Annotated in this window: 10 protein-coding genes and 1 pseudogene; 10 read left to right on the forward strand and 1 reads right to left on the reverse strand. The window is 57.3% G+C overall.

The features are described from left to right. The first annotated feature begins 577 nt into the window (after nt 1-577). The 4 genes from ACRXB1_RS01155 to ACRXB1_RS01170 all read left to right on the forward strand — a co-directional run bounded on the left by ACRXB1_RS01155 (nt 578) and on the right by ACRXB1_RS01170 (nt 4447). Nucleotides 578-847 carry a DUF7696 family protein gene (locus tag ACRXB1_RS01155; RefSeq protein ID WP_449490805.1) on the forward strand — a complete coding sequence of 90 codons (270 nt, stop codon included), beginning with the start codon at nt 578-580 and terminating at the stop codon, nt 845-847. Beyond that, complete coding sequence (locus ACRXB1_RS01160) at nt 844-2133, forward strand: recombination directionality factor (protein WP_449490806.1); 1290 nt, start codon at nt 844-846, stop codon at nt 2131-2133. Before ACRXB1_RS01155 ends, ACRXB1_RS01160 begins: the two co-directional genes overlap by 4 nt. 370 nt (nt 2134-2503) lie before the next feature. After that, nucleotides 2504-2989 (forward strand): NADAR family protein, encoded by a 486-nt coding sequence (locus ACRXB1_RS01165; protein ID WP_449490807.1) that lies wholly within the window; start codon nt 2504-2506, stop codon nt 2987-2989. A gap of 84 nt (nt 2990-3073) precedes the next feature. Beyond that, nucleotides 3074-4447, forward strand: a complete 1374-nt coding sequence (locus ACRXB1_RS01170; protein ID WP_449490808.1) for a metallophosphoesterase family protein — start codon at nt 3074-3076, stop codon at nt 4445-4447. 142 nt (nt 4448-4589) lie between these two features. Here ACRXB1_RS01170 and ACRXB1_RS01175 read toward each other — a convergent pair whose 3' ends face one another. Then, nucleotides 4590-4907 carry a hypothetical protein gene (locus ACRXB1_RS01175; RefSeq protein WP_449490809.1) on the reverse strand — a complete coding sequence of 106 codons (318 nt, stop codon included), beginning with the start codon at nt 4905-4907 and terminating at the stop codon, nt 4590-4592. Nucleotides 4908-4952: 45 nt separating this feature from the next. Between ACRXB1_RS01175 and ACRXB1_RS01180 the strand changes: the two genes are divergently transcribed. The 6 genes and pseudogenes from ACRXB1_RS01180 to ACRXB1_RS01205 all read left to right on the forward strand — a co-directional run. Then, the gene (locus ACRXB1_RS01180) at nt 4953-5213 is read left to right on the forward strand and encodes a hypothetical protein (RefSeq protein ID WP_449490810.1); all 261 of its coding nucleotides are present in this window, start codon (nt 4953-4955) and stop codon (nt 5211-5213) included. Next, nucleotides 5201-7522, forward strand: a complete 2322-nt coding sequence (locus tag ACRXB1_RS01185; protein ID WP_449490811.1) for an SMC family ATPase — start codon at nt 5201-5203, stop codon at nt 7520-7522. Before ACRXB1_RS01180 ends, ACRXB1_RS01185 begins: the two co-directional genes overlap by 13 nt. A gap of 69 nt (nt 7523-7591) precedes the next feature. Further along, nucleotides 7592-7762 carry a hypothetical protein gene (locus tag ACRXB1_RS01190; RefSeq protein WP_449490812.1) on the forward strand — a complete coding sequence of 57 codons (171 nt, stop codon included), beginning with the start codon at nt 7592-7594 and terminating at the stop codon, nt 7760-7762. 318 nt (nt 7763-8080) lie between these two features. Beyond that, on the forward strand, nt 8081-8632 hold the full coding sequence (locus ACRXB1_RS01195) for a phospholipase D family nuclease (RefSeq protein ID WP_449490813.1): 552 nt from the start codon (nt 8081-8083) through the stop codon (nt 8630-8632). A 74-nt stretch (nt 8633-8706) separates the two neighbouring features. Beyond that, nucleotides 8707-8922: a hypothetical protein gene (locus tag ACRXB1_RS01200; protein WP_449490814.1), complete on the forward strand. Its 216-nt coding sequence runs from the start codon at nt 8707-8709 to the stop codon at nt 8920-8922. Continuing rightward, a pseudogene (locus tag ACRXB1_RS01205) lies at nt 8919-9133 on the forward strand (hypothetical protein); the annotation flags it as partial. The gene ACRXB1_RS01200 and the pseudogene ACRXB1_RS01205, both read left to right, overlap by 4 nt.

Genomic DNA, 9133 nt, shown 5'->3' on the forward strand with positions numbered 1-9133 from the left:
GACATATCAAATTCGTGACCTTTCGAGTCCACAGCGCATCCATTTCCCGGAATACTTCAATCCATACCCCGCGTCCTTGACGCATCGACCTCGACTCCTATCCCGGAGTCCATCTTTTTTCTCCAAAGCCGTGCTTCTGAGCATGCTCCGACCAGTTAGCTACTGGTGTGGATATCTTCTTGTGCTGAGTGCCTAGCTAAACACTCCCCAATTTCAGCCGTGATACTCGTACCGTCTGGCTCGCATTCATTTGGCGACCGGGTACATCGTTCGAACCCAGTTTTTCGGGTGTTCTCTCTCCAGAGCCTGTTCTGGGTAGAACGATCGAAGTTGGCTGATCCGTGATTCCTGCGGCGGAATGTATTTTCCGAAAAGGGCTGTTGCGCGGCGTGACCATGCTGCGCGAGGACGACTTTACGTCCTCTGATAGAGCCTTCACTGGCTCCCTGTGCGCCACGTCCCCAGAAGGGACGTGGCGTGTAGGTCTCATTTCCCAATTTCTCAAAGCTCGCTCCCTCACCGGAGCGGGCTTTTTTTTCGCCTATCGGTTTCCGATGGGCTTTCTCTGGAGGTGTTTATGTTGCTGCAAGACCGCCTCAATCAGCGCATTGCGAACGCGATCAAAGACAAGATCGAATTCGAACGTGCTGAATGGGACACAACCTCGAATGCGTGGCGCACACGCTGTGAAGTGGCTCGAGTCGCAAGCTTCAGCGATGCCGAGCGTTCCGTATTTATCCATCAAGTGACCGAACGCAGAGGAGTTGCGGCCGCCGTCGAGATCCAATCTCAGGCGACCAAACTGCGCACCGCGGCCATCTTCTTTCTCGCGAGTTCAAAATCATGAATGCAGTCGTATCGATGCTGGACCTCACGCCGCGCAGTCTGGTCGAGGAGCGGGCGCTCCGGCCTCCAACCATGGGCAAGATTCGCCCAGGTATCAAAGTTCTTACGCGCGCAATGCAGGCGAATCAACAAGCCGTTGATCTGTACAACACGATGGCGGCCGCCGGCGACTCATACGAGACGATCGGCAAAACCCTCGAGAGCAAACTGAAGCTCAGAAACGCGTTGGTGCCGAAGAACGTTCCGTACTTCGTGTGCAGGCGTTCAGACTTCTCCAACCCGGCGACGGCAGACGAGATCCTCCGGATGTATGGCGAGGATCGGGGCGATGGCATGAAGCTCTATCGATTTCCGGTGATGTTTGCCTTCGACGATTGGCTTCGAAACGTCCCCAACGAAATGGCGGTGTACACGACGACGAGCCGCCAGTTCTTCTCGCAGTATGGCCCGGACGGCGTGCGCTACTGCAAGACCTACGCGCCAGTCGAACGCGATGAGCGAGCCACACGCGTCAGAAGGTCTTTCGGCGGCAGACTCATTGTTCACCGCCAGGATGACGACATACCCGATGGCAAGTGCGATCCGCATGCATGCCCGCAGTATCAGGCGCGCAAATGCAATCTATCTGCGTCGTTTCTGTTCGTGATCCCGGAAATCAAGGGTCTCGGGCTGATCGAGCTGCCCACCAACTCCATCTACGTTCTTCAGAAAGCGTACGGCGCCATGCAGACGGTAGCGCTTGCGCGCGGCCGGTTGACGGGCACGCGGTTCTGGCTTTCAAAGCGTGAATTCGACATCACGCGAATCGACGAGAACGGCCAGGCGGTCCGTCAGAAGCAGATGCTGACGGTGCTCGACGCGGATATCGACTTGGGCGCGTTGTTGGATGGCGCAGACGGCGCCGTACCGGCGTTGGAAGCCGCGAATCAGGCTGTCGCGCTGATCGAGGCCTCGGGCGAGACGCATGTGATCGATCAGCGTGCGGACACGACATCTGAATCGACCGGACAGGCAACCGCCGATTCCGTTGACTACGAGCCACATCCGAATGAAACGCTCGAAGACAAGCGCGATCGCATGACGGATCTATTGCATCGCTTGGGCCTTCATCTGGAGGAACGGCAGCAAGACGTCAGAATCCTTGGCCAGTACCGGTACGGCAGGGGTTGGACGAACAAGCTCGATCAAGTTGACGCGATGAACCGGTTCTTGGCCAGCGCACTTGCTGACAGGACCGAACTCGAAGCCGAAATTGCGAGCGCCGTGCAATCGACCACCTTCGTGTAAGGACCGCAATGGCACGACTCTACGACGCTACCTGGGATGAAACGTAAGTCCTTGCACGCACAGCCACCGTGTCGGAGGATTATTTTCATAGCGACAACGGGTATGACGCAATCCATATTCAACGCATTGGCGCTCTGCGGGTCGGAGAGCAGGTTGAACTCGATGGCGGTCATCACCTGGTGAAGCGAATCCAGTAGTTCCCGCTAACCTCAAGTGCCGGCCCTTCGGGGCTGGTTCACCTTCTTCAAATTTCGAGAGCCGAGAGCCCTTCAGCAAACACGCGTTGCTAAAGAGTTTTCGACCGCGCTTCCCTGCGCATCGAATCCGTCCGCTTCGGCGGCCCATTTTCTTTTTTTTGAAGGACTCTTCGATGCGTGAGATTGGCAACTTCACGTTGTTCTTCGGCGCTGACGATGCACTGAGCAACTGGCATCCCTGTCAGTTCGTTTATCGCGGGTTTGAATTTCAGAGCGTCGAGCAGTTCATGATGTTCTCGAAAGCCAAGTTATTTGAGGATGACACATCGGCCAACGCCATACTGGCCGCCCGCCAACCAAAAGAGCAAAAAGCGTTGGGCCGACAGGTCAAAGGCTTTGATAACCAAACGTGGCTAAGCAAGCGCGAATCAATTGTCTACGTAGGTTGTCGCGAAAAATTCTCGCAGAACCCACGGTTACAAACACTGCTATTGGCGACCGCATCGACGGAACTTGTCGAAGCGAGCCCCTACGATCTGATCTGGGGCGTCGGACTCGGCGAGCGCGACCCGTTAATTCTTGACAGGTCCAACTGGCGTGGAACGAACCTTCTTGGCATTGCGCTCATGAAGGTGCGCGACACGCTTCAAAGCACGTAACTTCGAATTTTTCTCGCCATTCGGCGACAACAATGAAGCTGCCCACGGGACACCGAGGCAGCTTTTTTCATTTAAGGAGGCGACATGAAAATCGCTCATTTTTCTGACTTGCATTACGCACCGGGCAACCTGGAGGAAGCGGACCGCTGCTTCGGGTTCGCTGTATCCACAGCGATCGAGCGACAGTCAGGTTTTGCCGTGATTTCAGGCGACGCGACGGACCATCGGCTTGATGCGCATGCGCCATCGCTTAACCGGCTTGCGCAGCAGATCCACCGGCTCGCTTTTTCAATGCCGGTTTTGATGCTGCAAGGGACGTTCTCTCACGAGCCACCTGGGACGCTGAAGAACTTTGCGTTGATGGGCGACCGGTATCCCGTGTTCATCGCTGATCGCGTGCAGCAAGTAAGCTGGTTCGAGGGGCAATTCTTCGCGTCGGCCGGGCCGGTATTTAACGCCGACGAGCTGAGTGACGTTCTTGAAATCGGCGCGGATGTTGTGTTCACGTGTTTGCCCACGATCAACAAAGGGCAACTCGCGGCCGCGGTGGGCGCGAAGGATGCGGCGACTGCGCTTGGCGACGTGCTGAGTGACTATCTCGCGGCAGCCGGCAAGGTCAACCGTGAGCTGCGCGCGGCTGGTATCCGAACGGTCGGTGTGTCGCATGGCACGGTCAACGGCTGCACGACTGAGCATGGCGTCACGATGGCTGGTTTCGATCACGAGTTCTCCCTCGGTGCGTTGTTTGACGCCGAATGCGATGCTTTCATGCTGGGACATATTCATAAACACCAGCAATGGGAGCGTGCAGGGCGGGTGGTGGCGTATCCGGGATCAATCGGGCGCTTCCATTATGGCGAAGAGGGCGACAAGGGCTATCTGCTGTGGGAGGTCTCTGCCGGCAACGCGAGAGCGGAGCTGGTCGCAACCCCCGCGCGGGAGACGGTCTGTATTGATTTCGATGGGCCGCCTGACATGGCCCGGCTTGCCGAGATCGCGGCGAGTTCAACGGACAAGTTTGTTCGTGTTCGTTGGCAGGTCGATGAGGAGCATCGCCAATCGGTTGATCGTGAGGCGATCGCGGCGCTTTTTTCCAGGGCATCGGAGCTAAAGGTCGAAGCGCGCATTCTTCCGGTTACACGCAGCCGCGCTCAGGGGATCAGCCTTGAGGCAACAGTCGAGCGAAAGCTCGAGCGGTGGTGCCAGTTGACGGAGGTCGGTGCGGCGCCGTTGCTCGAGCGGTTTCAGTTGCTCGAGGCGAACGACGCGGAATCGATAGCGGCAAGCATTCTAGCCCGTATCGACTCCCTTGAATCTTCTCAGCCTAGTCAGGTGTTTTCTGCTCCTGCAAGCGATGAACGCGAGACGCTTGTCGAAACGATTGAATCTCCGGACGCAACCGTCCAGATCGTTTCGTCACCGGCCTCGTGGCTCGAGGATGATCTTTTTGCAGCGTGAGCTGCCAATCCAGTGAGAGAGGCCATTACGGCTCTCTCGCTCGTGAACACGAGCCGTGTTCCGATAGCCCGCGAGGTTATCGAAACAAGGTTTCACCGCGTCCTGGACGCATCGATGTAAGCAACACCCTTTCTCAGCAGTTTCATTTTTCTTCACCCTGGCGGGGAGCGATCCCTAACGGGCGCACTCCGTCTTTCTTCCTTAACGGAGTGCAATCATGTTTGGCCTTTATCCTGCCGGATCCGATTGGATTCGTACCTTTGCGTCCGAGCACCGTCCCGCGCGCGAAATTCAAAAGTCGCTCGTCGACCACGCCGGCTTCACTGCGGCGATTTTTCATCAGCCGTTCGGCGAACACCGCGGCGCTGTCATTGCGCAGTCCGGAAAAGTCCTTGTGATGTCTGCAACTGCCCCTGGCATTTGCAACATCGCTGTGACGCCAACGGTAGAGCTGCAGCACCTTCTCTGGTCGTACCGTGAAGGCTACGCAACGCAGTGGTCCGCAATGGAGATTCGCACCCTGACCGGTCACTCGGGCTGGGATGAGCTTCTCATTAGCGCCCGACGCGAGTTTGCGAAGGTCTGCGAACTCGTTGGCGCCGCAATCGATGGCACGTTAAGCGCGCCTCGCTTGCCAGAACCTGTTGCCGTATCCGCCGTTGGGACCGTACATGACGCGTTTCCGGACGATGACAACGACGGGTTCTATGCGCAATGGGTTGAAATGTCGCAACAAGCATCGGAGTTGCCGCCATGCGCCCACTGAAACTTACGCTGGAAGGGTTTTACGGTGTGCGAGATGGTATGCATCGCGACAGTCTCACGCTTGATCTGGAAAGGTTGCCGGAAGGCCTGATTGCGTTGACCGGACCCAACGGGGCCGGGAAAACGACGATTATGGACAACCTGCATCCGTATCCGATCATGCCGTCGCATGCGTCGAAGATGTCGGTCGATGCATTCTCGTATTGGGACCATATCTGTGCACCCACCGCGCTCAAGGAACTCGAATGGGAACACGATGGCATCCGCTATCGGTCTTCGTTTTCATTTCGGAAGCCCGGAAAGACTGGCAAGGCCGAGTACTACCTGGCTTATCGGTCGATGGATGGCACGTGGCACCCGGTGTCCTTACCGGATGGCACCGTCTCGGACGGCAAGGCGGATACCTATAACCGCTGCGTCGAAGCAATCAATGGCTCACTCGAAACGTTCTTCACAAGTGTATTTTCGGCTCAAAACCGTCGACCACTTGCGACCTACGGATCGGGGGAAATCAAGACGTTGCTGGCCGAACTGCTCGGGATCGAGAATCTGAAGGCGTTGTCAGCGAAAGCTGCCGAGGTTGCGAAGATTTTGGGCCGTGCGCTCGACGCCACCAACGCTGAGATTTCGGCTTTGGTGCTTAAACGTGAACGTGTGTCGGATGCTCAGCGTTTGGCGGACCGGGACTTTGAAGCACTTCGATCTACCCGCGCGGACCGTGATAAAGCGGTGGCCGTCACAACAAGCCTGACTCAGCAGCGCGCGACGCTCGCCGTCAAGCAAAGTGAGTCGGCCGCAATTGAGGCTCGGCTTCGCCAACTCGGCGTGCGACGGGACGAGTTGAACGGTGCTTTAAAAACTCTGACTGACGACGACACGGCCGCAAAGACGCGTACGCAGCAACGCACGTCGGCGCTAAACCGGTCGGTCGCGACCCATCAAGCGACGTTGACCCAACGAGAAGCGATTCTTGGAGCTGCAGCGCAGCGTGATGAGGCGCAACTTTTTATCGGCCGGGAGGCCGCTCGAGTCGAGCCTTTGCAAATCGATATTGCAGCGCTGCAGGCGAAGCAGGTTCAGCACGCAGAGTTGCAGGGCAAGTTGCAGGGTCTTGAGAAGGAAGGGCCGACCAAAGCGGCTCATTTTGAAAACCTCAGGCAGCAAGCTTCGGTGGTCGACTCGGTTCCCTGTGCTGGCCACGAGATGCACACAAGATGTCCGCTGTTGTCGCAGGCACGTGAGGCGAAGGTACAGGCAGAGGTTCAGCGGATCTCAGTGGCCCAACTACGAACGACTTATTCGGAAACGAGGAAGTTGGCCGTGGAACTGTCGCCGGCGCTCGAGCAGCTTGCTGCAAAGCGTGCTGAGCTGAAAGCGCTGAACGATGCGGTTAGCGTGGCGCGTCAGAAGCTCGAAAGAGCGACTGAGCTTGCTGCTAAGAAACCGTTGCTGGAGGCTGCAACCAATGGCCTCGAGGCGGCGCAAACGGAACTCAAGGCTTTGGCCGAAGAGGAACGGGCACGCCTGCTTCGTGTCGAGGCTGATAAGTCTCGCTTGATGGCGCAGCTGACGGAGATCACTGAGGAGGTTACCCGCCTTGGTGCAGTCGATGTGACTGCTGCAATCGCTGATATCGACCGTCAACTATCGGTTAATCGCGAAGGTGTTGTGGCGTTGGAAGCCCGAATCGAAGCTCTCATCCGATCGCAAACGACGTTGCAGGCTGAATGCGAAAGGCTGAAGACGGAGTTGATCCCGTTCGTCGCAACAGAAGTCCGAGCTAGTCGGCTTTCCAGTGAGATTGCACATTGGAAGCTGCTGGCAAAAGGTCTTGGCAACGATGGTGTTATTGCTCTGACGATCGACGACGCAGGGCCGGCGCTGACGCATACCGTGAACGAGCTGCTGTTGGCTTGTTACGGCAGGCGCTTCACGGTCGAGATTCGTACACAACGAGCGTTGGCCAGCGGTGAAATGCGCGAGGGGTTTCAAATCCTTGTGCACGACGCCGACAACGACAGCACCAAGTTGGTCGAGGTGATGTCGGGTGGCCAGAAGGTATGGATTAACGAGTGTTTGACGCGTGGCATTGCGTTATACCTCGCCCAAAACACCGGGCAGCCGTACCAAACCCTCTTTAGCGATGAATCGGACGGCCCGCTTGATCCGCAACGAAAAGTGCAGTTCATGCGCATGAAGCGTGAAGTGTTGCAACAGGGCGGGTACCAGCGGGAGTTCTTCATCTCGCAAACACCCGATCTTGTCGCGGAGGCTGACGCGATCATCGACGTCCAGGCGCTTGCAGCCTGATCCATTTTTAACCCTCGCGGGGAGCTTCCCCGCGAGGGGTGTTCCTCGTCTTCCTTTAGGAGCACCCGCATGCAATCCCTCGAAGGCGGCCGCAAGCCGGAGCCGTCACTTTCAACTGAAAAGGCTTCCGCCACCGAAACACCTTGTGTACGTGAGTACCGTTTGAACGGCTCTCTCCTGCGGGACGTGATGGTGCAAGGCCAATGGCTCACGGTCGGCGTGTTGCCGTTGCATAACTAACCGTCGGCGCATCGACGGCATAACCCTCTGGCGCTCACTGAAGCGCCATTTTTTATTGGTGAAATCATGGCAAATCTCTTGATGCTGCTCTTGGCTGTATCCAGTGGTCCCTCGCATTCGGGTCCGCCGAAAGCGCCGCATCCACCTGTTGTTTCGCCGCACTCGGACGTACGCGCGGCGGCACCGCTTCGACATACGCTGGAGCGTGCACATTCATTGAACATCCCGCGATTACGTCGCTGCTGAAAGCTGCCGAGGCCCCGTGATCCGTTTGGACGCGGGGCTTCGGCAGTAAACCTTCCACGTAAAGGAGTCTATATGAAGAGTTTTCGTTCGTTCTGCGTTGCTATCGCGCTTGCAGCCTGTGCGGTCTTTCCGGCTTCTGCGTTCGCGGGCGATGCGGACGTGCAGGTCGCGTTTTCTCCCGATGGCGGTGGCGAGGCACTTGTCCTTTCAACGATTCAAAGTGCGCGGCAATCAATTCGGTTACTTGCCTATTCGTTTACGGCAGCGCCCGTGGTTCGAGCACTTATCGCGGCTAAACGGCGAGGGGTCGATGTGGCCGTCACGGTCGACTATCGAAACAACATTCAGGAGGATCGCAGTGGGAAGGCGCGTGCTGCGCTTGGAGCGCTGGTCAACGCCGGCATTCCCGTCACGGTGGTGAGCGCATACCCCTTGCAGCACAGCAAATTTCTAGCTGTGGACAGCGCGGTAATTCAGACAGGCTCGTATAACTACAGTCAGCAGGCAGCTTTGTACAACTCGGAAAACGTGATTGTGCTTCGCGGTCGGCCAGACATTGTGCGTGCGTATCTCTCGAACTGGAACGACGTAACAGCAAGAGGTCAGCGGTATAGCGTTCAATAAATCAGCCGTACACCTATTTTACCCAGCGGGTTCGCAGCCCGCTCGGGCTGCTCCGCATCATTTTTGGAGCAACAATGGCTTACTCGTGCAGTGATTTCACCGATGACGTGCTCAACACGCTGATCAGCTTAGGTCTCGTGGACCGAGATGCAATCGCAGACAACGACCCTCAGGCGCAGGCGGAAGTCGCGCTGAAGGCGATCGCCGAGCTGGCTCGTAGGTCTGCAGACGCAGATCGCATTCTTGACGGAGCGGGCAAGGATGTTCCGCGGGGACTGTCACTGCCGTGACCACCGAACACTCTATTTCGCAGTGGCTTGGGCCTTACGCACGTGGTGAAAAGGCGGGTTGGTCGCAAAATCACATGGCGTACGCTGAGTACTATGGAGTTGATGGCTCGGCCGACGATGGCGAGTGTGAAGAACGCATCGCGATGCATCGGCCGCCTATGGTGGGCTATGCGAGCCGTACGGGGACCAGACGGAACCTGGCTGCTTTGCG

It is taken from the genome of Caballeronia sp. M23-90 (genome assembly GCF_053574605.1).

Coding starts and splice junctions, on each gene's coding strand:
- ACRXB1_RS01195 (WP_449490813.1), top strand. CDS start 8,081: ATGAAGAGTTTTCGTTCGTTCTGCGTTGCTATCGCGCTTGCAGCCTGT.
- ACRXB1_RS01190 (WP_449490812.1), top strand. CDS start 7,592: ATGCAATCCCTCGAAGGCGGCCGCAAGCCGGAGCCGTCACTTTCAACT.
- ACRXB1_RS01180 (WP_449490810.1), top strand. CDS start 4,953: ATGGAGATTCGCACCCTGACCGGTCACTCGGGCTGGGATGAGCTTCTC.
- ACRXB1_RS01200 (WP_449490814.1), top strand. CDS start 8,707: ATGGCTTACTCGTGCAGTGATTTCACCGATGACGTGCTCAACACGCTG.
- ACRXB1_RS01165 (WP_449490807.1), top strand. CDS start 2,504: ATGCGTGAGATTGGCAACTTCACGTTGTTCTTCGGCGCTGACGATGCA.
- ACRXB1_RS01160 (WP_449490806.1), top strand. CDS start 844: ATGAATGCAGTCGTATCGATGCTGGACCTCACGCCGCGCAGTCTGGTC.
- ACRXB1_RS01170 (WP_449490808.1), top strand. CDS start 3,074: ATGAAAATCGCTCATTTTTCTGACTTGCATTACGCACCGGGCAACCTG.
- ACRXB1_RS01155 (WP_449490805.1), top strand. CDS start 578: ATGTTGCTGCAAGACCGCCTCAATCAGCGCATTGCGAACGCGATCAAA.
- ACRXB1_RS01185 (WP_449490811.1), top strand. CDS start 5,201: ATGCGCCCACTGAAACTTACGCTGGAAGGGTTTTACGGTGTGCGAGAT.